Source organism: Pseudomonas sp. TH39(2020) (assembly GCF_016650715.1).
Lineage (GTDB): Bacteria > Pseudomonadota > Gammaproteobacteria > Pseudomonadales > Pseudomonadaceae > Aquipseudomonas > Aquipseudomonas mandelii_C.
The window spans coordinates 891,379-913,815 of the sequence record NZ_JAEKFF010000007.1 but is presented as its reverse complement, the minus strand read 5'-3'; the positions used below and the strand labels follow the sequence as shown (position 1 = coordinate 913,815).

Annotated in this window: 22 protein-coding genes and 2 pseudogenes; 10 read left to right on the top strand and 14 right to left on the bottom strand. The window is 59.1% G+C overall.

The window, feature by feature from the left end; translation table 11 throughout:
* Positions 1 to 6 precede the first annotated feature (6 nt).
* A complete protein-coding gene (gene aceK, locus JFU47_RS24670; RefSeq protein ID WP_201186283.1) occupies positions 7 to 1,725 on the bottom strand; it encodes a bifunctional isocitrate dehydrogenase kinase/phosphatase in 1,719 nt (572 codons plus the stop codon).
* Positions 1,726 to 1,854: 129 nt separating this feature from the next.
* Here aceK and JFU47_RS24665 point away from each other — a divergent pair, with 129 nt between their 5' ends.
* A complete protein-coding gene (locus tag JFU47_RS24665) occupies positions 1,855 to 2,763 on the top strand; it encodes an EamA family transporter (RefSeq protein WP_201186281.1) in 909 nt (302 codons plus the stop codon).
* A gap of 141 nt (positions 2,764 to 2,904) precedes the next feature.
* On the opposite strand, the pseudogene JFU47_RS24660 reads toward JFU47_RS24665, so the two are convergent.
* Positions 2,905 to 3,042, bottom strand: a pseudogene (locus JFU47_RS24660) (hypothetical protein); the annotation flags it as partial.
* An 88-nt stretch (positions 3,043 to 3,130) separates the two neighbouring features.
* Here JFU47_RS24660 and JFU47_RS24655 point away from each other — a divergent pair.
* Positions 3,131 to 3,508: pseudogene (locus JFU47_RS24655) on the top strand (LysR substrate-binding domain-containing protein); the annotation flags it as partial.
* A 38-nt stretch (positions 3,509 to 3,546) separates the two neighbouring features.
* Here JFU47_RS24655 and JFU47_RS24650 read toward each other — a convergent pair.
* The 3 genes from JFU47_RS24650 to cysK form a co-directional block, all read right to left on the bottom strand.
* Complete coding sequence (locus JFU47_RS24650) at positions 3,547 to 4,410, bottom strand: DMT family transporter (protein ID WP_140892298.1); 864 nt, start codon at positions 4,408 to 4,410, stop codon at positions 3,547 to 3,549.
* Between the two features lie 469 nt (positions 4,411 to 4,879).
* Positions 4,880 to 5,818 (bottom strand): aspartyl/asparaginyl beta-hydroxylase domain-containing protein, encoded by a 939-nt coding sequence (locus JFU47_RS24645; RefSeq protein ID WP_201186279.1) that lies wholly within the window; start codon positions 5,816 to 5,818, stop codon positions 4,880 to 4,882.
* Between the two features lie 210 nt (positions 5,819 to 6,028).
* Positions 6,029 to 7,003 carry a cysteine synthase A gene (gene cysK / locus JFU47_RS24640; RefSeq protein WP_123366754.1) on the bottom strand — a complete coding sequence of 325 codons (975 nt, stop codon included), beginning with the start codon at positions 7,001 to 7,003 and terminating at the stop codon, positions 6,029 to 6,031.
* A 126-nt stretch (positions 7,004 to 7,129) separates the two neighbouring features.
* On the opposite strand from cysK, the gene JFU47_RS24635 reads away from it, so the two are divergent.
* A complete protein-coding gene (locus JFU47_RS24635) occupies positions 7,130 to 8,206 on the top strand; it encodes a DUF748 domain-containing protein (RefSeq protein ID WP_201186271.1) in 1,077 nt (358 codons plus the stop codon).
* Here JFU47_RS24635 and JFU47_RS24630 read toward each other — a convergent pair.
* Complete coding sequence (locus JFU47_RS24630; RefSeq protein WP_201186269.1) at positions 8,203 to 8,706, bottom strand: DUF2442 domain-containing protein; 504 nt, start codon at positions 8,704 to 8,706, stop codon at positions 8,203 to 8,205. The two genes, JFU47_RS24635 and JFU47_RS24630, sit on opposite strands and share 4 nt — an antisense overlap.
* Positions 8,707 to 8,936: 230 nt before the next feature.
* Between JFU47_RS24630 and JFU47_RS24625 the strand changes: the two genes are divergently transcribed.
* Positions 8,937 to 9,782, top strand: a complete 846-nt coding sequence (locus JFU47_RS24625; protein WP_140677330.1) for an AAA family ATPase — start codon at positions 8,937 to 8,939, stop codon at positions 9,780 to 9,782.
* A 33-nt stretch (positions 9,783 to 9,815) separates the two neighbouring features.
* The gene (locus tag JFU47_RS24620; protein WP_008153157.1) at positions 9,816 to 10,994 is read left to right on the top strand and encodes a vWA domain-containing protein; all 1,179 of its coding nucleotides are present in this window, start codon (positions 9,816 to 9,818) and stop codon (positions 10,992 to 10,994) included.
* 134 nt (positions 10,995 to 11,128) lie between these two features.
* Here JFU47_RS24620 and JFU47_RS24615 read toward each other — a convergent pair whose 3' ends face one another.
* From JFU47_RS24615 to JFU47_RS24600, 4 genes are read right to left on the bottom strand one after another with little or no spacing between them, the layout of a single operon-like run.
* Complete coding sequence (locus JFU47_RS24615) at positions 11,129 to 12,055, bottom strand: 5-oxoprolinase subunit C family protein (protein WP_201186267.1); 927 nt, start codon at positions 12,053 to 12,055, stop codon at positions 11,129 to 11,131.
* A complete protein-coding gene (locus JFU47_RS24610; RefSeq protein ID WP_008153155.1) occupies positions 12,052 to 12,756 on the bottom strand; it encodes a 5-oxoprolinase subunit B family protein in 705 nt (234 codons plus the stop codon). Before JFU47_RS24610 ends, JFU47_RS24615 begins: the two co-directional genes overlap by 4 nt.
* A complete protein-coding gene (locus JFU47_RS24605) occupies positions 12,753 to 13,505 on the bottom strand; it encodes a 5-oxoprolinase subunit PxpA (RefSeq protein WP_201186265.1) in 753 nt (250 codons plus the stop codon). The genes JFU47_RS24610 and JFU47_RS24605 overlap by 4 nt, the downstream gene beginning before the upstream one ends.
* A gap of 60 nt (positions 13,506 to 13,565) precedes the next feature.
* Positions 13,566 to 14,852, bottom strand: a complete 1,287-nt coding sequence (locus JFU47_RS24600) for an MFS transporter (protein ID WP_207203061.1) — start codon at positions 14,850 to 14,852, stop codon at positions 13,566 to 13,568.
* Positions 14,853 to 15,000: 148 nt separating this feature from the next.
* On the opposite strand from JFU47_RS24600, the gene JFU47_RS24595 reads away from it, so the two are divergent.
* Positions 15,001 to 15,915, top strand: coding sequence for a LysR family transcriptional regulator (locus JFU47_RS24595; protein WP_201186263.1), 915 nt, complete (start codon positions 15,001 to 15,003; stop codon positions 15,913 to 15,915).
* Between the two features lie 47 nt (positions 15,916 to 15,962).
* On the opposite strand, the gene JFU47_RS24590 is transcribed toward JFU47_RS24595, so the two are convergent.
* The 3 genes from JFU47_RS24590 to JFU47_RS24580 are packed head-to-tail and all read right to left on the bottom strand — an operon-like array spanning position 15,963 to position 17,824.
* Positions 15,963 to 16,505, bottom strand: coding sequence for a DUF2937 family protein (locus JFU47_RS24590; protein ID WP_123366761.1), 543 nt, complete (start codon positions 16,503 to 16,505; stop codon positions 15,963 to 15,965).
* Positions 16,506 to 16,517: 12 nt separating this feature from the next.
* Positions 16,518 to 17,294 carry a class II glutamine amidotransferase gene (locus tag JFU47_RS24585; RefSeq protein ID WP_046046095.1) on the bottom strand — a complete coding sequence of 259 codons (777 nt, stop codon included), beginning with the start codon at positions 17,292 to 17,294 and terminating at the stop codon, positions 16,518 to 16,520.
* A gap of 32 nt (positions 17,295 to 17,326) precedes the next feature.
* A complete protein-coding gene (locus JFU47_RS24580; protein WP_201186260.1) occupies positions 17,327 to 17,824 on the bottom strand; it encodes an MFS transporter in 498 nt (165 codons plus the stop codon).
* A 203-nt stretch (positions 17,825 to 18,027) separates the two neighbouring features.
* Between JFU47_RS24580 and JFU47_RS24575 the strand changes: the two genes are divergently transcribed.
* Positions 18,028 to 20,082 carry a S9 family peptidase gene (locus JFU47_RS24575; protein WP_201186258.1) on the top strand — a complete coding sequence of 685 codons (2,055 nt, stop codon included), beginning with the start codon at positions 18,028 to 18,030 and terminating at the stop codon, positions 20,080 to 20,082.
* A gap of 259 nt (positions 20,083 to 20,341) precedes the next feature.
* Positions 20,342 to 20,815 carry a cyclic nucleotide-binding domain-containing protein gene (locus JFU47_RS24570; RefSeq protein ID WP_201186256.1) on the top strand — a complete coding sequence of 158 codons (474 nt, stop codon included), beginning with the start codon at positions 20,342 to 20,344 and terminating at the stop codon, positions 20,813 to 20,815.
* Here JFU47_RS24570 and JFU47_RS24565 read toward each other — a convergent pair.
* On the bottom strand, positions 20,812 to 21,102 hold the full coding sequence (locus JFU47_RS24565; protein ID WP_201186255.1) for a hypothetical protein: 291 nt from the start codon (positions 21,100 to 21,102) through the stop codon (positions 20,812 to 20,814). The two genes, JFU47_RS24570 and JFU47_RS24565, sit on opposite strands and share 4 nt — an antisense overlap.
* A 98-nt stretch (positions 21,103 to 21,200) precedes the next feature.
* Between JFU47_RS24565 and JFU47_RS24560 the strand changes: the two genes are divergently transcribed.
* Positions 21,201 to 21,887 carry a spermidine synthase gene (locus JFU47_RS24560; RefSeq protein ID WP_201186252.1) on the top strand — a complete coding sequence of 229 codons (687 nt, stop codon included), beginning with the start codon at positions 21,201 to 21,203 and terminating at the stop codon, positions 21,885 to 21,887.
* A gap of 47 nt (positions 21,888 to 21,934) precedes the next feature.
* Positions 21,935 to 22,309 (top strand): YajD family HNH nuclease, encoded by a 375-nt coding sequence (locus JFU47_RS24555; RefSeq protein ID WP_056742523.1) that lies wholly within the window; start codon positions 21,935 to 21,937, stop codon positions 22,307 to 22,309.
* The last annotated feature ends 128 nt before the right edge of the window (positions 22,310 to 22,437 follow it).

Below are 22,437 nucleotides of genomic sequence, written 5' to 3'. Positions count from 1 at the left end.
TGTGGGCTATTCGTTATCGAGGCCCTTGCGGCGATACGGGAACACATCAATCACCTTCCCCGCCCGAATCGCCTCCTGCAGACTTCTCCAGTAATCGGCGTTGTACAACTCACCATGCAACTGATCAAACAACTTGCGTTGCCCGGAATCAGCAAACAAAAACGGCGGAAACTCTTCAGGAAACACATCCAGCGGTCCGATCGAATACCAAGGCTCCGACGCCATCTCGTCTTCCGGCGTACGCGGTTGCGGGATATGCCGGAAGTTGGCTTCGGTCAGGAAGCAGATCTCGTCATAGTCATAAAACACCACCCGCCCGTGACGAGTGACGCCAAAGTTCTTCAACAGCATGTCGCCTGGAAAGATGTTCGCCGCCGCCAGTTGCTTGATCGCCAGCCCGTAATCTTCCAGCGCCTCGCGGACCTGAGCGTCGTTGGCGTTCTCCAGATACAGGTTCAACGGTGTCATCCGCCGTTCGGTCCAGCAGTGGCGGATCAGCACGGTGTCGTCCTCTACCGACACGGTGGACGCGGCCACTTCGAGCAATTCTTCCAGACAGGCCGGGTCGAACTTGCTCAACGGGAAGCGGAAGTCGGCAAATTCCTGGGTGTCGGCCAGACGCCCGACCCGGTCGACGCTTTTCACCAGACGGTACTTCTCGATCACCGTGGCGCGGTCGACGTTCTTTGACGGCGAGAAGCGGTCCTTGATGATTTTGAATACGGTGTTGAAGCCCGGCAGGGTAAACACGCTCATCACCATGCCACGCACGCCCGGGGCCATGATGAACTGGTCGTCGGTGTTGGCCAGGTGATTGATCAGCGCCCGATAGAACTCGGATTTTCCGTGTTTGTAAAAGCCGATCGAGGTGTACAGCTCGGCGATGTGCTTGCCCGGCAGGATGCGTTTGAGGAAACCGATGAACTCCGCCGGTACCGGCACGTCGACCATGAAATACGAACGGGTGAACGAGAAGATGATCGACACGTCCGCTTCATCGGTGATCAGCGCATCGATCTGAATGCCGCGACCTTCGCGGTGCAGCAGCGGAATCACCAGCGGCCATTGTTCGTCCTGGGTGTAGATGCGCCCGACCAGGTACGCGCCTTTGTTGCGGTAAAGCACCGAGGAAAACAGTTCGACGCTCAATTCCGGGTCCTTGCAGACCCAGTCCGGCAGGTTCTCGCGCAATTGCCCTTCGAGACGGTTCAGGTCGCCCGCCAGGTTGGCGTAATCCTCGCTGAAGCGGTAGTCGGCAAAAATGCTCGCCAGCATCCCGGACAACTGGCCCTGGGGCTTGTACGTGCGGGTTTGCGCGGCGCGGGCCCGGCGCAGGCTCGGCCGCGTGGTGTGGATGAACATGCAGCCGTCGCTGATCAGGTCGTGGCTGAACAGCCCGCAGAAAATCGAGTTGTACCAGGTTTCGGACAGTTCATCGTCGAAGCGCAGGTCGATCAGCGTGATGTAAGCGCTTTTGACCAGCGGCCAGCAGCTGACATCCAGCGTGTCGGCATCAAACGCGATACGCAGCCGTCCCACCGTTTCGCTGACTTTTTCTTCGTAGAGATTGATCCGCGCGGCCGACGCCGTTTGCGTCTCCTGCCACTTGGCCTGCTCGAAGCGAGCTCGGGCGCCGTCGGTGATCTGGCGGAAATGCTCGCGGTAATCGTCAAAGCCATCGAGGATCATTCGGGCGATGTCGGCGGCTGGCCATTGCTGCGGCATAGGTAAAACCTCGGCGGCTGATGCTTATCGTGGGGCCTGAGCTTAGTGGCCCTTTGTTACGCAACGCAACCATTGCCTTGCGTCCTGGCTGGCGCGACACTTGCGTGCCAATCAAGGAAGGAAAGTGCTGTGAACCCCGTCGATACTCTGCGTTTGTTATCGCTTGCCGCCATTTGGGGCGCGAGCTTTCTGTTCATGCGCATCATCGCCCCGGTGATTGGCACAATCCCCACTGCTTTTTTCCGCGTATCGATTGCCGCGACCGGCCTGTTGGTGATTCTCGGGCTGATGCGCATCAGCTGGGATTTCAAAGGCAAACTCAAAACCGTGATGCTGCTCGGCGTGATCAACTCCGGGATTCCGGCGACCCTCTATTCGGTGGCTGCGCAAGTGTTGCCGGCCGGTTATTCGGCGATTTTCAACGCCACCACGCCACTGATGGGCGTGCTGATTGGCGGTCTGTTCTTCCATGAAAAGCTCACCGCCGCCAAGCTTGGCGGCGTGTTCCTCGGGCTGTTTGGCGTGGGCATCCTGACCCGTGCCGGTCCGGTGGCGTTCGACATGGAACTGCTGATGGGCGCCCTCGCCTGCCTGCTCGCCACGACCTGCTACGGTTTCGCCGGATTCCTCGCGCGCCGCTGGCTTGATCAGGCAGGTGGTCTCGACAGTCGACTGTCGGCGGTGGGCAGCATGCTCGGCGCAACCTTGTTTCTATTGCCGCTGTTCGGTTACAGCGTGATTAGCCAGCCACCGGAAAGCTGGGGCGGCTGGAGTGTCTGGTTGTCGCTGCTGGGGTTGGGGCTGGTGTGTACGGCGCTTGCGTACATTATTTACTTCCGGTTGCTCAGCTCGGTCGGGCCGGTGAAGTCGATGACCACGACCTTTCTGATCCCGCCGTTCGGGGTGTTGTGGGGGGCGTTGTTGCTGGATGAGCCGTTGTCGATGGCGCACATCTATGGCGGGGTGTTGATTGCGGCGGCGTTGTGGTTGGTGTTGAAGCCTTCGTTGGTGAAGGCTGTTGGGGTGGCTGCCAAGTAGATGTGTGGTGTTGCTGATGACGCCTTCGCGAGCAGGCTCGCTCCCACAGTGGATCTCCTGTGAACACAATATTTGTGAACACTTGGATTAAATGTGGGAGCGAGCCTGCTCGCGAAAGCGGTGGTTCGATCACCGCAAACTTAGGCCAATGACCAAGCCTGGATTGGTGCAGAACTGGCCACAGCCCAGCGTCACCGAACCGGCCAATTGTGCAGCGATCTGCTCACCACGCACCGCAAGCGCTTCGGGCAACAGGAACACCGGGTTGATGCTCGACATCGGCCAGCCGCGCCATCGCCAAACGCTGTATTCATGAAAATCAAAGCGATCCGTACCCGCGTTTGCTGCGCGGGGCCGCTTGGGTGGCCCACTGGCGAAGGAGACGCAGCTGAGCTGGGCGGAATTGCAAAACATGACCTGGGTGCTGCAACAGCATCCAAGCCCGATGCGCGCAATCATCAATCAGGTGTTCCACAACGCGCGGGTCGACATCCCCAGCAGCATCGTTGAAACCACCTCGATCATGACCTTGCTCTCGTTGGTGCAGCAGACTGACATGCTCGGCGTCACGCCGGTGTCGGTGGTGGAGGATTATCCTGGGCGTGATTTGCTGGCGGTTTTGCCGATCAAATTCGAAGCGCGGTTACCGCCGTTTGGGCTGATCACTCGGCGTCATCGTATTCAATCGTCGGCGATGCAGGCGTTCATGAATTCGGTGCGGGCCGAGCATGCGCTGGCCAAATAAAAAAGGCCTGGAGCTCATGCCCCAGGCCTTGTTTTGCTTCAAGCGTTTTTACGGAATACGAACACCAGACCAACGATGATCAGCAACATGCCGAGCATGCTCAATGCCGCCAGCCGGTTGCCGAAAATCAGGTAGTCCATCACCGCCGTCACCGCCGGCACCAGGTAAAACAGACTGGTGACATTGACCAGGTTGCCCCGGGCGATCAAGCGATACAGCAACAACGTCGCCAGCACCGACACCACCAATCCCATCCACAACACCGGTACGATAAAACCGGTGCCGTGTTCGAAATGAAAGGGCTGGAACGGTACGAAGATCCCGCAGAGCAACAGCCCGGCCAGGTACTGCACTGGCAGCGTGCCGAGTGGATTGTCGGTGATGCGCTTCTGCATGATCGAGCCGAACGTCATGCTCGCCAGCGCCAGCAAACCGAAGAACATCCCGGCCAACGACATACCGGCCAGACCGATGCCTTGGTAAACCACCATGATCAAGCCGGCCAAACCCAGTGCCAGACCGAACATTCTGCTGGTTGATCGCTGACGCTCCATGATCACCACCGTGAGAATCGGCTGCACGCCCATGATCGTCGCCATCACTCCCGGGGTGACTTTCAGGTCCAGGGCCAGCAGATAGAAAATCTGATAAGCCCCCAGCAACACCACACCCGTGGCCATCGCATACAACATCGGCTTGCCGCCCTTGGGCAGCTTCAGCTTGAGCAACGGCACCAGCAGCACCAGACCGAATAGCGCGATGGCAAAGCGAAACAGTAGAAAGGCAAAGGGTGAGGCGTGAGCCAAGCCCCATTTGGAGAAGATCGCCCCGCTGCTCCACAGCAGAACGAACAGGCTCGTGGACGCCGCCGCGAGCGCGGTGTTTTTCGAAAGGACAAACATGAATACCACCTGTAGTCAGGCAAAAAGCCAACTCAGCCGAAGCTGAAATTCAGTAGTTTTTTTAAGCGGGCGCTTTTTCAGACGGGCGCGGGAGCAGCAGAAAAAAGCTGATCAGCCCGAAAAGCCAACGCCTGGCGGTGATACGACTGCGCACACCGGCGTGCTACTGACAGGTGGGGGGTAATGACTGATCTGCGCAGGCTGCTGATTCCCGCACGGCACGACGCCAGCGTTGACCGCTGAATCGACTACCGCGTTGATGGGGGAAGCAGGCATTGGGCTGATCTTTTTTGATGAGGAGGACGGTGGGTTAGGAGTCACCGAGCGCCGACTATAACCAGCTGGTCACATGGATTGCAATGACTTGGCTGAAGAACCCATAAGCAAGAGTCTTACACCAATCCCCGTGGCGAACAGGGGCATAAAAAAAACGCTCCCAAGGAGCGTTTTTTTCATTCAGGAATCGGTATCAGCCAAACAACCAATACCCCAACAACGTCAGCACCACCACCGCCAACACCGGCCGCAGCACGCGGTACGCCTTGGGATTACGACGCTTCCACCGCTTGACCACACCGCTGAACCTGTCGCTGGAGTTCTTGCTCCAGGCGTAAGCCTGGTTAATTCCGCCAACACGTTCGTCATCAAGGTTCTGCGGCGCAGTCGCGCGACCGAGCAGGCCACTGACCCAGCGGTTGATGCGGGTCATCAGGCGGTTGCTCAGCGGTCGTTCGATGTCGCAGAACAGGATGACCCGAGTCTTGTCCGTTTCGTTCTTGACCCAATGCACGTAGGTTTCGTCGAACATCACGTCATCGCCATCACGCCAGGCGTAGACCTGACCATCGACGAAAATCCGGCAATCGTCGGAGTTCGGTGTCGACAGCCCCAAGTGATAACGCAGGGAACCAGCGAATGGATCACGGTGCGGGTTGAGGTGGCTGCCGCCTGGCAGCAACGCGAACATGGCGCCTTTGACGTTGGGAATGCTGCTGACCAGTGCCACGGTTTTCGGGCACAGGGCTTCAGCCGATGGCAGTGGTTTGTCGTACCACTTGAGGTAAAAGCGCTTCCAGCCTTTTTTGAAGAACGATCCGAAACCGGCGTCGTTGTTCCTTTCGGCGGCGCGGATGTAACCCTCGTCGAACAAATGCATCGCTTCGTCGCGGATGACTTCCCAGTTGTCCTTGAGCACGTCCAGTTCCGGGAACTTGCTGCGGTCCAGATAGGGTTTGGACGGCACACTGGAGAACAGGTACATCAAGGCGTTATAGGGCGCGAACAAAGCTGAATGGTTGACGAACTGACGCAGGACCGGCAATCGTGCCTTGCCGCGCAAATGCACATAGAGAGTGCTGCCGAGGAACAGCAGCAACAGCGACGCTTTCGCGGCAAGGGAAAAGGTCATCAACAACTCCTTGATAGTAGACAACTCTGCGCAACGCCATTTACCCGACGTGGCAGCCGGCCATGATAAACATTACCGGCCTCGGGAAACACCCGTGTATCCCAACATTCAGTGTTAAGGATTGCGCAATAAAGCACTTCTTAACATAAGGTTCCTGAACGGGGGCTGACCTGAATCAACCCCTCCCACTGGATCAAAAAATCGCAACGCCTATTGCTGATTCTCCTGCTCGGTAAACAGATCACTGAACAGCATGCTCGACAGGTAGCGTTCACCGGAGTCCGGCAGGATCACCACGATGGTCTTGCCCTGCATTTCCGGGGTTTCCGCCAGGCGGACGGCCACCGCCATGGCGGCGCCGCAGGAAATGCCACTCAAAATCCCTTCTTCCTGCATCAGGCGCCGGGCCATGGCCTTGGATTCTTCATCGCTGACCAACTCAACCCGATCGACCATCGACAGATCAAGATTTTTCGGCACAAAACCGGCACCAATACCCTGGATCTTGTGAGGGCTCGGCTTGATTTCTTCACCGGCCATTGCCTGGGTGATGACCGGCGACACCGCGGGCTCCACCGCCACCGAAATAATCGGTTTGCCCTGGGTATTCTTGATATACCGCGAAACCCCCGTAATGGTTCCACCCGTTCCGACCCCTGCCACCAGTACGTCGACGGCACCGTCGGTGTCGTTCCAGATTTCCGGACCGGTCGTTTTTTCGTGGATGGCCGGGTTGGCCGGGTTTTCAAACTGCGACGGCATGAAGTAGGCAGCCGGGTCGCTGGCGACAATTTCAGCAGCCTTCTCGATTGCTCCTTTCATGCCCTTGGCCGGTTCGGTCAGTACCAGTTCGGCCCCCAGTGCCTTGAGCACTTTGCGTCGCTCGATACTCATGGACGCCGGCATGGTCAGCATCAGCTTGTAACCGCGAGCCGCAGCGACGAACGCCAGGCCGATACCGGTATTGCCTGAGGTCGGTTCGACGATGGTCATGCCAGGCTTGAGTTTGCCGGTGCTTTCGGCGTCCCAGATCATGCTTGCACCGATCCGGCACTTGACCGAGTAACCGGGGTTACGCCCTTCGATCTTGGCCAGGATGGTCACGCCGCGCGGGGCGATACGGTTGATCTGCACCAGCGGTGTATTGCCGATGGAATGGGCGTTGTCAGCGTAGATACGGCTCATGGCTGGGTCCTTATACAGCGTTAAATAAGCTCTCCAAGGTATGCCTGTTGCCCTTGATCGTCCAGTCAGTCGAACGTCCCGTAACCGCAGCAGTCAATCGTTGTACAACGCCAGAGATTTGCCACCATGAAACGCAGATACAGTTGGCCCCTGTGGACCCTCGCCGGCCTCGTTGTGCTGCTGATTGCCCTGCACATCGCCCTGCCCTACGTGGTGCGCGACTACCTGAATGACAGGCTGGCGGACATGGGCGATTACCGTGGCCAGATCACCGATGTGGACCTGGCCCTGTGGCGCGGTGCGTACAAAATCAACGGGCTGAAAATCGTCAAGGTCGAGGGCAAGGTTCCGGTGCCTTTCGTCAACGCGCCGCTGATCGACCTTTCCGTCAGCTGGCACTCGCTCTTGTACGACCACGCCGTCGTGGCCGAGGTGCAGTTCTTCAAACCCGAGGTGAACTTCGTCGACGGCGGCGCCAACAAGCAAAACTCCCAGACTGGTCAGGGCACCGACTGGCGTGCGCAGTTGAGCAAACTGGCACCCATTACCTTGAACGAAGTGCGGATCAACGATGGCAAGATCAGTTTCCGCAACTTCAACTCCAAGCCCCCCGTGAACATGAACGCCACTCAGGTCAATGCCAGCATTTACAACCTGACCAACGTGGTCGACATCAAAGGCAAACGCGACGCTCGCTTCGACGGCAAGGCGCTGCTACTCGGACACGCACCACTGGAAACCACCGCCACCTTCGACCCTTTCAGCAACTTTGAAGATTTCGAGTTCCGCCTGCGGGCCAAAGACATCGAGCTCAAACGCATGAACGATTTTGCCTCAGCCTATGGCAAGTTCGACTTCAATGCAGGTCACGGTGATGTGGTCATTGAAGCGCAGGCTAAAAAAGCTCAATTAACGGGTTACATCAAACCACTGCTGAAAGACGTCGACGTGTTCAATTGGCAGCAGGACGTCGAGAACAAGGACAAAGGGATTTTCCGCTCCATTTGGGAGGCCATCGTCGGCGGCTCCGAAACGGTGCTGAAAAACCAGGGCAAGAACCAGTTTGCGACTCGCGTGGAACTGAGCGGCAATGTGCATCGCCGAGATATCAGCGCATTCGAGGCTTTTTTGCAGATTTTACGCAACGGTTTCATCCAGGCGTTCAATGCCCAATACGAACGACCCAAGCCGGACGCTGGTTAATACTTACGTATGACGGTGTAACGACCGGTTTCTTCGGCCGCCCGTGCCGGGTTCGATTGCAGCTGCAAGAAGTCCCAGCCCAGGCAGGCCAGTGCCAGCGATCGCGGTACGACTTCACGACCACTGCTGTAACGCGTAATGCTGCGGGCACTGACCCCCAACGCTTCGGCCGCCTGATTGAGCGGCAGCCCGGTGCGAGCGCGCCAGTCGATGAAGATCCGGGTGTTTTCGTCCAACGCATTTTGTGCGAGAGCATCCAGATAAAGGGTGTCTGCGCCGATCTGGATGTCCAGTTCGGGCCACTCGACACTCCAGCCATCGTCGCCCAGGGTGGCCCCTTCGAAAGCGCCAGCCTCCAGCAATGGCTGCAATCCTGGATAGGCACGCAGGTCCCGACTCAAATCGAGGTTCAGTTGCTGACCGTCGATAAAGGTCAGCATAAGGCGGTGATCCGGCAACGCCTGCACGGACGACAGCCGTGGTCGTTTCATGGGTAACATCGTTTCCAATCCTCCAGCAATTGCACCTGAGGGGCAAGCTATCGCCAAAATGGCGATAGCTCAAGACTGGCTAGCGGCCGAGACTGAGTCAAGATGTGACGCCCCATTCAGAGACTGAATAAGCCGTCTGCGTTCACAGTCGACCGGGCACCGCGTTATAGTCGGGTACCACAATTATTGCGCCCCGCCCTGCCTCGTTCAGGTCGGCATTACCGTTCGAGGATTAGCAGATGAAGTTCGAAGGCACCCCGGCCTACGTCGCCACCGATGACCTGAAGCTGGCGGTCAACGCCGCCATCACTCTGGAGCGCCCGCTGCTGGTCAAGGGCGAGCCGGGCACCGGTAAAACCATGCTCGCCGAGCAACTGGCCGAGTCCTTCGGCGCCAAATTGATCACCTGGCACATCAAGTCCACCACCAAGGCGCATCAGGGCCTGTACGAGTACGACGCGGTCAGCCGTCTGCGCGACTCGCAACTGGGAACGGAAAAGGTTCACGACGTTCGCAACTACCTGAAAAAGGGCAAGCTCTGGGAAGCGTTTGAATCCGAAGAGCGGGTGATCCTGCTGATCGACGAAATTGACAAGGCCGACATCGAGTTCCCGAACGACTTGCTGCAAGAACTCGACAAGATGGAGTTCTACGTTTACGAGATCGACGAGACCATCAAGGCCAAGAAACGCCCGATCATCATCATTACCTCCAACAACGAGAAAGAGCTGCCGGACGCCTTCCTGCGCCGTTGCTTCTTCCACTACATCGCGTTCCCCGACCGCGTCACGCTGCAGAAAATCGTCGACGTGCACTACCCGAACATCAAGAAAGACCTGGTCAGCGAAGCGCTGGACGTGTTCTTCGACGTGCGCAAGGTGCCGGGCTTGAAAAAGAAGCCATCGACCTCCGAACTGGTGGACTGGCTGAAGCTGCTGATGGCCGACAACATCGGCGAAGCGGTACTGCGCGAGCGCGATCCGACCAAGGCCATTCCGCCGCTGGCAGGCGCTTTGGTGAAGAACGAACAGGACGTGCAATTGCTTGAACGTCTGGCGTTCATGAGCCGTCGCGGCACTCGCTGATCCCTCTGTTTAACAAGATAGAGGGCGATAGTCATGCTGCTTAACCTGTTCAATGAAATGCGCGCAGCCAAGGTGCCGGTCTCGGTACGGGAGCTGCTGGACCTGATCAACGCGCTGAAACAACGCGTGACCTTCGCCGACATGGACGAGTTTTATTACTTGTCCCGGGCGATTCTGGTGAAGGACGAAAAGCATTTCGACAAATTCGACCGGGCCTTCGGTGCTTACTTCAATGGCCTGGAAAAACTCGACGATCACCTTCAGGCCTTGATCCCGGAGGACTGGTTGCGCAAGGAATTCGAGCGTTCGCTGACCGACGAAGAGCGGGCCGCGATCCAGTCCCTCGGCGGCCTGGACAAGCTGATCGAAGAGTTCAAGAAACGCCTCGAAGAACAGAAAGAACGCCATGCCGGCGGTAACAAGTGGATCGGCACCGGCGGCACCAGCCCGTTCGGCTCCGGCGGCTTCAACCCGGAAGGCATTCGGGTCGGCGATGCCGGCAAGCGCCAGGGCAAAGCGGTCAAGGTCTGGGATCAGCGCGAGTACAAGAACCTCGACGATTCGGTGGAGCTGGGCACGCGCAACATCAAGGTCGCCCTGCGACGGCTGCGCAAATTCGCGCGCCAGGGTGCGGCGGAAGAGTTGGACATCGATGGCACCATCGACCACACCGCGCGCGATGCCGGGCTGCTGAACATCCAGATGCGTCCGGAGCGGCGCAACACCGTCAAGTTGTTGCTGCTGTTCGACATCGGCGGCTCGATGGACGCCCACGTGAAGATCTGCGAAGAGCTGTTCTCGGCCTGCAAGACCGAGTTCAAGCACCTGGAGTACTTCTACTTCCATAACTTCGTTTATGAATCGGTGTGGAAGAACAATATGCGCCGCACGTCCGAGCGCACCTCGACCCAGGACCTGCTTCACAAATACGGTGCCGACTACAAAGTGATCTTCATCGGTGACGCCGCCATGGCGCCGTACGAAATCACCCAGGCCGGCGGCAGCGTCGAGCATTGGAACGAAGAAGCGGGTTATGTGTGGATGCAGCGGTTCATGGAGAAGTACAAGAAGGTCATCTGGATCAACCCGTATCCGAAAGATACGTGGGGCTATACGTCGTCGACCAACATTGTGCGGGACTTGATTAACGACCAGATGTACCCGCTGACGTTGCGAGGGTTGGAGGAAGGGATGCGGTTTCTTTCCAAATAATCTCTGTTGGCTGGTCTGACGCTATCGCGAGCAGGCTCGCTCCCACAGTTGATCTCCAGCGGACACATTACTTGTGTACGACCAAAATCCAATGTGGGAGCGGGCTTGCTCCGGGCGGCGTTCCGACGAAGCTTTTAGCTATTCAGGAATCGCCGCAAATACTCGACTTGCTCCCGATGCGCGACATCCTGCACCACCGGTTTCAACCGTACCCGCGCCCCCGGCAGACACTGCGCCAATCGCGCCAGCGCCAACGGCGTCAAGGCGCCCAATCGCGGATAGCCACCAATGGTCTGCCGATCATTGAGCAACACAATTGGCTGCCCGTCCGGCGGCACCTGAACCGCACCCAGCGGGATGCCTTCGGAAATCATCGCTTTACCCTGATACTGCAACGCCGTTCCCAGCAAGCGGATGCCCATCCGGTCGGCACGGCTGTCGAGGGTCCAGACGCTGTTGAACGCGTCAAACGAACTCTGTCCACTGAACTCGCCAATCTGGGCACCGAGCACCAGGTCCAGTGGCGCGTTGAGTTTGAAATCCGGCACCTGTTCGGGCGCCAACGCCCGCAGCAACAGCAGCGAGCTCCCCGAATAGCTCAGCTGCGCGTCTTTGACCAACGGCCGGCCCATGCCATCCAGCCCGCCGAGTTCCTCACGGACCACCGTTGCGCTACTGCCCAACACCTTTGGCGCATCAAATCCGCCCGGGGCTGCCAAATAAGCCCGGGCCCCAAGCAGCGGTTGAGTGAATTGCAATTGCTGACCTTTGTTCAGCCTGAAACTGCGCCACGGTGCCAGCGCCTCGCCATCCACCTGCGCCCCCAGATCCGCCCCGGCCAACGCCAGCACGCAATCCTCTTCGGCAACGACGGTGAACCCGCCAAGGGTGATTTCAATCACCGGTGCATCCAGGCCATTGCCCAGCAACCAATTAGCCCACGACATCGATCGCCAATCCGCCGCCCCACCCTGGGTCACGCCCAGATGCCGCACGCCAAAACGGCCAGCATCCTGCAACAGGCACAGCGGTGTACTCGCTTCTATTGATAGACGGCTCATGCCTGCGCCTCCAACGGCGTGTCATCACCGCCCAGATTGATGAATTCGGCATGGCTGACGGCTTCGAAGCGCACTGTATCGCCCGGTTGCATCAGGCTGTAGCCGTCGCGTTCGCGGTCGAACAATTTGGCCGGGGTGCGGCCGATCAGATTCCAGCCACCGGGGGACACCACCGGGTAAGCGGCCGTTTGGCGTTCGGCGATGCCGACACTGCCGGCGGCTACCTTTTTACGCGGAGTGTTCAGACGCGGCGCCGCCAGCGCTTCTTCCACCAGCCCCATGAAGGCGAAACCCGGTGCGAAACCCAAGGCGAACACCTGATATTCGCGCTCGCTGTGGCGGCGGATCACTTCATCCACGGCCAATCCGCTGCGCTGGGACAACAGGCTCAACTCCGGGCCAACGCTCAAGTCATACCAGACCGGCAACACATGACATTTGCCGCGGGTGCAGGCGTTGGGCGACAGATCGATCAAGGCCTCAGCGATCAGCTCCCGAGCCTGAGCCGGACTCAACGCGGTCAGATCGTAATGCACCATCAATGTCGTATAAGACGGCACCAGATCGATCAGATGCCCGGCGAATGCAGCACGCAGGCTTTCACTGGCGGCGAGCATCCACGGCATGTTGGCCTCGCTGATCTCATCAAACAGACGGACCATCAAGCAATCCAGCGCCACCACTTCTACCCGCAGGTTCATGGCGCGCTCTGCTGATCAAGTGCTACGCGAATACGCCGCACGGCGGCTACCGAACTGGCATTGTCGCCGTGTACGCAAAGGGTATTGGCCTGCAAATGCAAGGCACTGCCATCGCTGGCCGTGAGGTTGCCGCCGCGGGCAATGGTCAGCGCCTGCTCGATGATTGTTTCGGGATCGTGATGCACTGCGCCCGGCAGTTGCCGCGAGACCAGCATTCCCGCGCTGTCGTAAGCACGATCGGCGAAAGCTTCAAACCACAGGGTCACGCCGTATTCATCGCCCAATTGCTGAGCTGCGCTGTTGTCGCGAGTGGCCATCAACATCAGCGGTAACTCACGATCATAGGACGCCACGGCCTGAAGCACCGCGCGCAATTGCGCCGGGTTGGCCATCATGTCGTTGTACATCGCACCGTGTGGCTTGACGTAACTCACCCGCCCGCCCTGAGCCCGGCAAATGCCGTCGAGAGCGCCGATCTGGTAATGCACAATGTCCTGAAGTTCCTGGGCGGTGTAGGCCATGGAACGGCGGCCGAAGCCGACCAGATCCTGATACGCCGGATGTGCGCCGATCTGCACGCCATTGCTCAAGGCCAGGCTGACGGTCTTGCGCATGATGCTCGGGTCGCCGGCATGAAAGCCGCAGGCGATGTTGGCACAATCGATGAAGGGCATGACCTCGGCGTCCAGACCCATGGTCCAGTTGCCGAAACTCTCGCCGATGTCGCAGTTCAATAGCAGGCGGTTCACGGTGAACACTCCTGTAGGTTTTATTCTTTTAGCTGTAGGCATTTGCCCGCAGATTATCAGTTACTCGGCTTCGAGTTGCTTGCCACGGGTTTCCGGCAAGCTCAGCGCCGCAAGGATCACTACCCCGTAGGACACAGCCGCAAAAGCACCGATTCCCACGCTCAATGGCACCTTCTGGCTCATCACGCCGATCAACAGCGGGAACAACGCCGCCAGCGCCCGGCCGATGTTGTAGCAAAAGCCCTGACCCGAACCGCGAATCCGCGTCGGAAACAGCTCGGTCAAAAACGCGCCCATGCCACTGAAAATCCCCGAAGCGAAGAAGCCCAAAGGAAAGCCCAGCCAGAGCATCACGCCATTGCTGACCGGCAATTGGGTGTAGAGCAGAACAATGGTGAACGAGCCGACCGCGAACAGAATGAAGTTCTTTTTACGCCCGAGGATGTCAGTCAAATACGCGCTGATGACATAGCCGATGTAGGAACCGACGATCACCATCGCCAGATACCCGCCCGTACCGAGTACGCTCAAACCGCGTTCGTTCTTCAGAAAGGTCGGCAACCAGGAGGTGATCGCGTAGTAGCCGCCCAGAGCACCGGTGGTCAGCACCGACGCACGAATCGTAGTGAACAGGATGCCGGGGGCGAATATCTCGTAGAATTTTGCCGGGTTGCTGGGCTCTTGCTTAGCCTTGGCTTCGCGATAGATTTCCGGGTCCTTGACCAGTCGGCGGACGAAGATCACAAAGATCGCCGGCACGATGCCAAGGATGAACAGTGCGCGCCAGGCGTCTTCCGGTGGCAGCACCGAGAACAGCAGCGCATACAAGATCGCCGTCAGTCCCCAACCCAATGCCCAGCCGGATTGCACCATGCCCACCGCTTTACCGCGGTCCTTGGCGCGAATCACTTCACCCATCAGCACCGCGCCAGCGGTCCATTCGCCGCCGAAACCGAAGCCCATCAGGGTGCGGCTGATCAGCAGTTGCTCGTAGTTCTGGGCGAAGCCGCAGAGGAAGGTGAAGAAGGCGAACCACAGCACGGTGAGTTGCAAGGTGCGTACGCGACCGATGCGGTCGGAGAGAATCCCCGCCACCCAACCGCCGATGGCCGAGGCGATCAGGGTGCTGGTGTGAATCAGCCCGGCCTCGCCGGTGGTGATGCCCCACATCGCAATCAGGGTCGGCACCACGAAGCTGAGCATCTGCGTGTCCATGCCGTCCAGGCCATAGCCGATCTTGCAGCTCCAGAAGGTGCGGCGTTCCTGCTTGTTGATGTTGTGGTACCAGTCGAAAGGTCCCGGGCGAACCGTGGCTTTTGGGATGTCGAGCGTGTCGGGCGCACTCATGGCAAATCTCCGCGCTAATTTTTATTGGTATTGTTCTGAGCCCCGACGACGCCTATCGTGGGAACCGGATGACCTGATTTTTGGGCTGCCGGCGCTGTTACGTCCAACTAATAAAAACCCGCTCTAGACATAAGAAAAACTTGTCCTTATGAACCTGAAGTTTCTCGAGACCTTTGTCTGGGTCGCCCGACTCAAGAGTTTTCGCCTGACGGCCGACAAGCTCTTCACCACCCAGGCATCGATTTCCAGTCGCATTGCCGTGCTCGAAGGCGAGCTCGGGGTGAAGCTGTTCCTGCGCGATTCACGTGGCGTGAGCCTGACGCCCGAAGGCTTGAAGGTGCTCGAGTACGCCGAGCAAATGATGGACACCATGCAAGCCCTCAAGCAGTCGATCGAAACCCGCTCGAGCAAGGTCGGACGGGTTCGCATCGGCGTGATGGACACGGTCATCCATACCTGGTTGAGCCCGTTGGTGGCGCAAATGATGGATCACTATCCGCTGGTGGAAATCGAGTTAGTGGCCGATACCGCACTCAACCTCTGCGATCAGTTGCAAAAAGGCTTTCTCGATCTGATCCTGCAAACCGACCTGCTGCGTCAGGAAAGCGTGCGCAGCCTTGAGCTGGCCAGTCACCCGATGGGCTGGATTGTGGCGACTAACTCGATCTACAACCGCGAGTATTCAGGCATTGCCGACCTGGCGCGGGAACGGATCATTACCTATTCGAAAAACTCTCATCCGCACCAGGAGATTCTTGCCCTGATGCAGGCCAACGGCATCATGACGCCACGGTTGAACTGCGTGAACTCGGTATCGGCGATCACCCGGTTGCTGCGGGACGGTTTCGGTATTGGCGCGCTGCCACCGGTGCTGGTCGCCGAGGAACTCGCGCGGGGGGAGTTGACCTTGCTGGCCATCGACCAACGGCCACCGAATTTGCAGGTGGTGGTGTCGTGGCGGGTTGGCGTGGAGTGGGTCGAAGAAATCGTGGCGTTGTGTCAGCAGGTGCTGGACGGGTATGCGCGCAAGGTGGGTGAGGGTTACATCGTCCTCGCACGCTAACTTTGTAGCAGCTGGCGAAGCCTGCTGCTACAGGTCGGTGGCGCTCATTACAGGCCGCGCACATCCCGATCTTCGATCGGCCGGCTCTGGCGCAGGCGTTTGCCGCCCAGCACCACCCAGTCGATCAGACGGAACAGGCATTCAATGCCGAACGACAACAGCAACGCCCCGCTCATGCCCCAGATCATCGCTTCCGGCGTCAGCAGGATCTGGTAGCTGTAGCCATTCCAGGTTTCCTTGCGAATATCCGGATCGGCGGCCAATGCCACTTGCAGGAAGCGGATGTACCACGGGCCCTGCATGGCCTGGAACTGCTTATCGAGGGCCAGTTGACGGGTCAGCAAGGTGCTCAGGCTGTCGGCATCGCTGCGAAAGATAGGGTCTTCGCTGGCGCGGTAATGGGCCACCAACGCCTGCATGTCACCCTTGAAGAACTGATTCGCCGTGCCCTGAAAACCGCTCAGGCCGGTCTGCGCCTCAATCAGATGCGCTTCGACCCGTTTGGCATAATCGCTGATGAACCCCGGCACCTGGACACCGATCAACAGGCCCGCCGCGAACAACACCAGCCGTAGATAACTGAGCAACATGAGGGGAAATCCTTATTCGGTCTTGCCCTGGCTGACGCATTCACCGCGTCGCCAGAGGCTCCATTGGCCCGGTTCGTAGCGGGTCCAGGTTTCGTTTTCGGTCAAGGGTTCGGTGGCGATCACGGTGACCACGTCGTTGGGCGTGGTTTCAGCCTGGAAGTCGACGATCACATCGACGTCCTTCAAACGCGCCGGGCCGAATGGCGCGCGACGGGTGATTTGCGCCAGTTTGGTCGAGCAATAGCAGAACAACCAGTCGCCATCGCTGAGCAGGCAGTTGAACACGCCTTTGCTGCGGTATTCGGCGCAGGCGGCCACCAGGTCTGGCAGCAGTTCTTCGACCTCTACCGGTTCCGGGAACGCTGCGCGCACGCGGTTGAGCAAATCGCAGAACGCCGCCTCGCTGTCGGTATCGCCAACGGGGCGGTAAAAACTCTTGATCGGTTGAAACTCCGCGAGTTGGCCGTTGTGGGCGAAACACCAGTTACGGCCCCACAGCTCACGCACAAACGGATGGGTATTGGACAGGCAGACCTTGCCGACGTTGGCTTGGCGGATGTGCCCGATCACCACTTCGCTCTTGATCGGATAGCGTTGCACCAGATTCGCGACTTCGGACTCACAGCTCGCCGCCGGGTCCTGAAACAGGCGCAGGCCACGGCCCTCGTAAAAAGCGATGCCCCAGCCGTCACGGTGCGGACCGGTACGGCCGCCGCGCTGCATCAGCCCGGTGAAGCTGAACACGATATCGGTCGGCACATTGGCGCTCATGCCCAATAACTCACACATGCTCGGATTCTCGCTCAAAGGCAGGGGCAAGGTTACAGACGCGGCTCGACCCGCGATCGCTGAGGGTTGCTCGGCACCGGTGGACGACCGTAACGATCATCGCCCGCACCGCCGAATGGATGATCGTCTTCAGGGTCATCGGCCCGGGCCGCAGCCTTGGCAGCGGCAGCCTGTTCCTTGCGAGCGTTGGACGCACGTTCGATAGGGAAACGGATCGCCACAAATACCAGGTAAATGCCGAAGGCGATCATGCCGTACATGAACAGGTCGGAAATCGCCCGCCAGGCGTTGTTGCCGACCTTGAACAATAGATCGAGGGCAGTAATGGCTATGGCCGGGGCAACCTTTTCCTTCACCGGATCAATGATGGTCGGGCTGAACAGCAACACAGCAACCAATAGCCGTAACGGCTCACGCAGCCAACGCCACATCCAGCGGGTGATACGCATCCACACCAACAGGCAGCCCAAAGCGGCGATGGCGTAGAGGCCCCAAGCGATCAGATAGTCGTTCTCGGTCATGGTGTCCATGGCAAGGCAGGCAAAGAGGCGCTTATAGTAACGACTTTTCGCACGTCAGGCTTGCCCCAAGCACAATCCATGTGGGAGCGAGCCTGCTCGCGAAAGCGGTGGATCAGTCAACATTGATGTTGAATGTGCTGGCCCCTTCGCGAGCAGGCTCGCTCCCACAGGTTGCGAAGCCCTCTATTCCGTACATTGTTCGAGAGTCCTTCATGCCCCTATCCGTCAACGTTTCCGACGCTCCCATTGCCCACAAGGCCGAAGGCGACGACCCGTATGCCTGGCTGCAGGAGCGCGACACCGACGCGGTGCTCGACTACCTGAAAGCGGAAAACCGCTACCAAGAGGCGCAAACCGCCGACCAGGCCGGGTTGCGTGAAACCCTGTTCGAAGAGATCAAGGCCCGGATTCTCGAAACCGACCTGTCCTTGCCCTCCCCTTGGGGTCCGTACTTGTATTACACGCGCACCACGGCCGGTGATGAATATGCCCGTCACTACCGCTGCCCGCGCCCTGCCGATGACAGCCTGCAGCTCGACGAAAGCCAGGAACAGCTGCTACTGGACCCGAATGAACTGGCCAACGGCGGCTTCTTTTCCCTGGGCGCCTTCAGTATCAGCCCGGACCACCAGCGTCTGGCCTACAGCATCGACGCCACGGGCGAGGAGATTTTCACGCTGTTCGTCAAGGAATTGTCCAACGGCCGTGTCAGCGAACTGGAATTCCAGGATTGCGACGGCAGCATGACCTGGGCCAATGACAGCCTGACGCTGTTCTTCGGCGAACTGGATGACACCCATCGCCCGCACAAGCTGTTCCGCTATCGGCTGGACGGTACGGCGGCCGAAGAAGTGTTCCATGAGCCGGACGGTCGATTCTTCATGCATTGCTACCGCTCCAGTTCCGAGCAGCAATTACTGCTGTCCCTGGGCAGCAAAACCACCAGCGAAGTCTGGGTGCTTGACGCGTTCCAGCCGCAGCAGGCTTTTACCTGCATCGCACCAAGGGCTGAAGACCACGAGTACGACGTCGACCACGGCGCGCTCGACGGTCAATGGACCTGGTTCATTCGCACCAATCGCGACGGCATCAACTTTGCGCTGTACCACGCCGTAGACACCGGCGTGGCGCCGACCGAGGCCGACTGGCAGAACCTGATCCCGCACAGCGACACGGTGATGATCGAAGGCATGAGCCTGAATGCCGGTGCCATGACCCTGAGCTTGCGTGAGGGTGGCTTGCCGATCATCGAAGTTCATCCGCAAGACCTGCCGAGCTACCGTGTGCAATTACCGGATGCGGCCTACAGCCTTCATGTGCAGAACAGTCTGGAGTTCGTCAGCGACAAGATCCGTCTGCGCTACGAAGCCTTGAACCGTCCGGCGCAAATCCGTCAGCTAGAGCTGGGCAGCGGCGAGCAGAAAGTCCTCAAGGAAACCCCGGTGCTCGGCCCGTTCGACGCCGATGCCTACGTCAGTCAGCGCCTGTGGGCGACGGCACCAGACGGTACGAAAGTGCCGATCAGCCTCGTCGTCAAACGCGAAGCACTCGGCAAGCCAACACCACTTTATCTATACGGCTATGGCGCCTACGGTGAAAGCCTCGACCCGTGGTTCTCCCACGCCCGCCTGAGTCTGCTGGATCGTGGCGTGGCGTTCGCCATCGCTCACGTGCGTGGCGGCGGCGAACTGGGCGAAGCCTGGTATCGCGCCGGTAAGCAGGAACACAAGCACAACACCTTCAGCGACTTTATCGCCTGCACCGAACACCTGATCGCCAATGGTTTCACAACTTCACAGCAACTGGCGATCAGCGGCGGCAGCGCCGGCGGTCTGCTGATCGGCGCGGTGCTCAATCAGCGGCCAGAGCTGTTCGGCGCGGCGATTGCCGAAGTGCCGTTCGTCGACGTGCTGAACACCATGCTCGACCCGGATCTGCCGTTGACCGTCACCGAATACGACGAGTGGGGCAATCCTGAAGAACCGGACGTCTATGAGCGGATCAAGGCCTACGCCCCGTACGAAAACGTCACCGCGCAAGCCTATCCGGCGACCCTGGTGATCGCTGGCTACAACGACAGTCGCGTGCAGTACTGGGAAGCAGCCAAGTGGGTGGCGAAATTACGCGCGACCAAAACCGACGCAAATCCCCTGCTGCTCAAAACCGAATTGGGTGCCGGGCACGGCGGGATGAGCGGTCGTTATCAGGGATTACGTGACGTAGCACTCGAATACGCATTTGTTTTCAAGGTTTTGGGCATCGCCTGAGGAACTTGGCCCGGCGTGTCGGTCTTAACACCGAACACCGAACACCGGGCTGACGCTGCTCCCTGTAGCAGCTGGCGAAGCCTGCGTTCGGCTGCGAAGCAGTCGTAAAATCGGCCAACGCGGTTCGTCAGATAAACCGAGAAAGCCGGATTAACGACTGCTTCGCAGCCGAACGCAGCCTTCGGCAGCTGCTACAGAGAATCGCGAAATTCTCACTAGACCGGAACAGCAACAGACACAAGAAAAAGACCGTGACGACATGTCAGAACCGACCTTACTGAACAACGAAATTCGCGACTGGCTGATGGACTGTGGCCTGTTCGATCAACTGCTGCCGGCGGACTTCGCCGCGGCCTCGGGCTACTTCAGCATCAGCACCATTGCTCAGGGCGAAGAGATTTTCCATGAGGGGGATGCCGGCAGCTTCATGTGCATCATCCACACCGGCCAGGTGGCGGTGCAGAAAACCAACAGCGAAGGGCACCTGGTGACCATGGCAACGTTACGCAGCGGTCGGGCGTTCGGCGAAATGGCCGTACTCGACGGCGAACGCCGCTCGGCCAGTTGCGTGGCCGCGAGCAATTGCCAGTTGCTCAACCTGGGCAAGGATTCGCTGGAAAAGATGCTCAACGATGCGCCGAAAATCGCCGCCAAAATCATCCGTGCCCTCGCCGTCTCCCTCTCCAAACGCTTGCGCATGGCCGATGGGCAACTGCTCTCGCAGCCGGTTTAACCGCCGGGCGATTTGACTTTCGACGGGTTTTGCCCCGGCACCGGCAGTGGCTGGTCCTTGGTGGGCGGGCTAGGCATTTCAATGGGCACCAACGGCGGACCGCCACTGCCGGGCCCGACCCTGGGTGCGCTGGTCGGGGTGATTTGCGGGTACGGTGTCGGTGTCGCGGTGCCGGGCGAACCGGGCTGCGGCGCAGGGCTGGTCGGAATGGTTTGCAACTGCAGGGCCTGCACTGCAGTTATCGAGAGCGCGGCCAAGGCAATGACCGTTAGAATGGTGCGCTTCATCAATGGCTCCGTTGGCCTTGTTGTCGTTTTGCAGGCTACTCCCAACTGCGCGTGTTTGCCTTCCCCCTCTTATGCCAATTTCTCCTCAAGTGAGCCCCATGAAACGTTTCGTTCTGCTCGACACCACTCCAATTCCTGAAAATGGCGGTGCCTTGTGCCTGTTCGAATACGGCGAGGATTTCGTCATCAAGATCCAGGGCGGCGACGGCGGGCAATTGATGAACACCCGCATGCACGGCTCGGAAGACGCTCTGGCGGAGATCCCGTGCCGTAAAGTGGCCGGTCGGCCGAATTCGCGCGTGCTGATCGGCGGCCTGGGCATGGGCTTTACCCTCGCCTCGGCCCTCAAGCATCTGGGCAAGACCGCTGAAGTGGTGGTCGCCGAACTGGTGCCGGGCGTGGTGGAGTGGAACCGTGGACCGCTGGGTGAGAAAGCCGGGAACCCGCTGCTGGACCCGCGCACGGTCATTCGCATGGAAGACGTGGCCAAAGTCCTGCAAGCCGAGCCGCAAGGTTTTGACTCGATCATGCTCGACGTCGATAACGGCCCCGAAGGCCTGACCCAGAAGGCCAACAGCTGGCTCTACTCCGCTGGCGGCCTGAGCGCCTGCGCCAAGGCCCTGCGGCCCAAAGGTGTGCTGGCCGTCTGGTCCGCGAGCGCTGACCGACAGTTTTCCGACAAACTGAAGAAAGCCGGCTTCAAGGCCGAGGAAGTCCAGGTCTTCGCCCACGGCAACAAAGGCACCCGCCACACCATCTGGATTGCCGAGAAGCTCAAGGGCTGAGCTAAACTGCGTTTAATACCGTCATTAGTCTTTTACAAAGGTGAACCATGAGTTCGTCAACGCCTCCGACCAACACGTCGAAACTGGACCGCATCCTTGCCGACAATCAGCGCGACAAGGAAATGGGTTACCGCGACAAAGCCCTGAAAATGTACCCGCACGTGTGCGGTCGCTGCGCCCGTGAGTTTTCCGGCAAGCGCTTGAGCGAACTGACCGTGCACCACCGCGACCACAACCACGACAACAACCCTCAGGACGGCTCGAACTGGGAATTGTTGTGCCTGTATTGCCACGACAACGAACACTCGCGGTACACCGATCAACAGTATTTCGGTGAAGGCTCGCTGAGCTCGCCGAAAATCGCCAAGGCGACGCATAACCCGTTTGCCGCGTTGGCCGGCCTGATGAAGAAAGACGAGTAATATCTTCAGCGCCTCGACCGGCCCCTTCGCGAGCAGGCTCGCTCCCACAGGGGATCTTCTGTGAACACAACATTTGTGAACACTCAGGATCCATTGTGGGAGCGAGCCTGCTCGCGAAGGCGGCTGAC

Bases quoted from the DNA above. Each gene is read 5' to 3' on its own strand.
- aceK (WP_201186283.1), bottom strand. From the start codon at position 1,725: ATGCCGCAGCAATGGCCAGCCGCCGACATCGCCCGAATGATCCTCGAT.
- JFU47_RS24650 (WP_140892298.1), bottom strand. From the start codon at position 4,410: ATGTTTGTCCTTTCGAAAAACACCGCGCTCGCGGCGGCGTCCACGAGC.
- JFU47_RS24645 (WP_201186279.1), bottom strand. From the start codon at position 5,818: ATGACCTTTTCCCTTGCCGCGAAAGCGTCGCTGTTGCTGCTGTTCCTC.
- cysK (WP_123366754.1), bottom strand. From the start codon at position 7,003: ATGAGCCGTATCTACGCTGACAACGCCCATTCCATCGGCAATACACCG.
- JFU47_RS24635 (WP_201186271.1), top strand. From the start codon at position 7,130: ATGAAACGCAGATACAGTTGGCCCCTGTGGACCCTCGCCGGCCTCGTT.
- JFU47_RS24630 (WP_201186269.1), bottom strand. From the start codon at position 8,706: ATGTTACCCATGAAACGACCACGGCTGTCGTCCGTGCAGGCGTTGCCG.
- JFU47_RS24625 (WP_140677330.1), top strand. From the start codon at position 8,937: ATGAAGTTCGAAGGCACCCCGGCCTACGTCGCCACCGATGACCTGAAG.
- JFU47_RS24620 (WP_008153157.1), top strand. From the start codon at position 9,816: ATGCTGCTTAACCTGTTCAATGAAATGCGCGCAGCCAAGGTGCCGGTC.
- JFU47_RS24615 (WP_201186267.1), bottom strand. From the start codon at position 12,055: ATGAGCCGTCTATCAATAGAAGCGAGTACACCGCTGTGCCTGTTGCAG.
- JFU47_RS24610 (WP_008153155.1), bottom strand. From the start codon at position 12,756: ATGAACCTGCGGGTAGAAGTGGTGGCGCTGGATTGCTTGATGGTCCGT.
- JFU47_RS24600 (WP_207203061.1), bottom strand. From the start codon at position 14,852: ATGAGTGCGCCCGACACGCTCGACATCCCAAAAGCCACGGTTCGCCCG.
- JFU47_RS24595 (WP_201186263.1), top strand. From the start codon at position 15,001: ATGAACCTGAAGTTTCTCGAGACCTTTGTCTGGGTCGCCCGACTCAAG.
- JFU47_RS24590 (WP_123366761.1), bottom strand. From the start codon at position 16,505: ATGTTGCTCAGTTATCTACGGCTGGTGTTGTTCGCGGCGGGCCTGTTG.
- JFU47_RS24585 (WP_046046095.1), bottom strand. From the start codon at position 17,294: ATGTGTGAGTTATTGGGCATGAGCGCCAATGTGCCGACCGATATCGTG.
- JFU47_RS24580 (WP_201186260.1), bottom strand. From the start codon at position 17,824: ATGGACACCATGACCGAGAACGACTATCTGATCGCTTGGGGCCTCTAC.
- JFU47_RS24575 (WP_201186258.1), top strand. From the start codon at position 18,028: ATGCCCCTATCCGTCAACGTTTCCGACGCTCCCATTGCCCACAAGGCC.
- JFU47_RS24570 (WP_201186256.1), top strand. From the start codon at position 20,342: ATGTCAGAACCGACCTTACTGAACAACGAAATTCGCGACTGGCTGATG.
- JFU47_RS24565 (WP_201186255.1), bottom strand. From the start codon at position 21,102: ATGAAGCGCACCATTCTAACGGTCATTGCCTTGGCCGCGCTCTCGATA.
- JFU47_RS24560 (WP_201186252.1), top strand. From the start codon at position 21,201: ATGAAACGTTTCGTTCTGCTCGACACCACTCCAATTCCTGAAAATGGC.
- JFU47_RS24555 (WP_056742523.1), top strand. From the start codon at position 21,935: ATGAGTTCGTCAACGCCTCCGACCAACACGTCGAAACTGGACCGCATC.